Consider the following 1,261-nt stretch of genomic DNA (forward strand, 5'->3'; position numbering starts at 1 on the left):
GGCGAGGGCGGGGTCGATCGTCACCGGTTCGGTCATGGTTTCCAGCGCGCGGCGAATGCCGGCCAGGGTGATGCGCTTCATGTGCGGGCAGAGATTGCAGGGCTTGACGAAGGTGGTTCCCGGGCTGGCGGCGGCGATGTTGTCGGCCATCGAGCATTCGGTGATCAGCGCGGCGCGGGCGGGGCGGTGGCGCGCGATGTAGTCGGCGAGGGCGGCGGTGGAGCCGGCGAAATCGGCGGCGGCGACCACCTCCTCCGGGCATTCCGGATGGGCGAGGACGGCGACCCCGTCATGTTGCCGGCGCACCTGCGCGATGTCGGCGGCGGTGAAGCGCTCGTGCACCTCGCAGGCGCCATCCCAGGCGATGATGCGGATGGCGGTCTCGCGCGCGGTGTTGGCGGCGAGGAAGCGGTCCGGCAGCATGATCACCGCGTCGGTCCCGGCGGCGCGGGCGGCGTGCTCGACCACCTTGCGGGCGTTGGCGGAGGTGCAGCAGTAATCCACCTCGGCCTTCACCGCGGCGGAGGTGTTGACATAGGCGATCACCGGCAGGCCCGGATGCCGGGCACGCAGGCTGCGGACATCGGCGGCGGTGATGCTTTCGGCGAGCGAGCAGCCGGCGCGGGAATCGGGGATCAGCACCGTCTTGTCCGGGTTCAGCAGCTTCGCGGTCTCGGCCATGAAATGCACGCCGGCGACGACGATCACCGAAGCGCGCGCCGACATCGCCTCGCGGGCGAGGGCGAGGCTGTCGCCCACGATGTCGGCGACGCCGTGATAGATGTCGGGCGTCTGGTAGTTGTGGGCGAGGATGATCGCGTCGCGCGCCTGCTTGAGGTCGCGGATCGCCGTGATGTCCTCCTGCATCAGCGCCCATTCGGCGGGCGGGACATGCGCCGCGAGCGGCGCGGGAATAGGGGCGGCGGCGAGGGTCATGGCCACATCCTTATGCTCGATATGAGCATATTATGAGCGGTTTTCCGGGCGAAAATCGACCGGTTCGACGCCTCTTATAGTGGATGTGAGTATAATGGGGTCAAGGTCTGGAGAGCGGCGGGCGGCTGCCGGTCATCGCCCGTTCGTCGCGGATGGCGCTGCGGAAGCGGAACAGCTTGGCCGGGCGGCCGGGGCCATTCGCGAAGTCTCCGGTTTCTTCCAGCAGGTTCTGGCTTTCGATGAGGCGCCGGAAATTCTGCTTGTGCAGGGGCTGGCCGCCGATGGCTTCAATGCAGCGTTGCAGATCGAGCAGGGAAAACCGCTC

2 protein-coding genes are annotated in these 1,261 nt (G+C 68.1%); both read right to left on the reverse strand.

The genetic code is table 11. The features are described from left to right. Positions 1 to 936 (reverse strand): quinolinate synthase NadA (gene nadA, locus APM_RS12870; protein ID WP_007423809.1); only part of this gene is annotated, 936 nt, incomplete at its 3' end. Positions 937 to 1,036: 100 nt separating this feature from the next. Further along, a partial coding sequence (locus APM_RS12875; RefSeq protein ID WP_007423810.1) for an NrtR DNA-binding winged helix domain-containing protein occupies positions 1,037 to 1,261 on the reverse strand: 225 nt, incomplete at its 5' end.

This window comes from Acidiphilium sp. PM (genome assembly GCF_000219295.1).
Lineage (GTDB): Bacteria > Pseudomonadota > Alphaproteobacteria > Acetobacterales > Acetobacteraceae > Acidiphilium > Acidiphilium multivorum.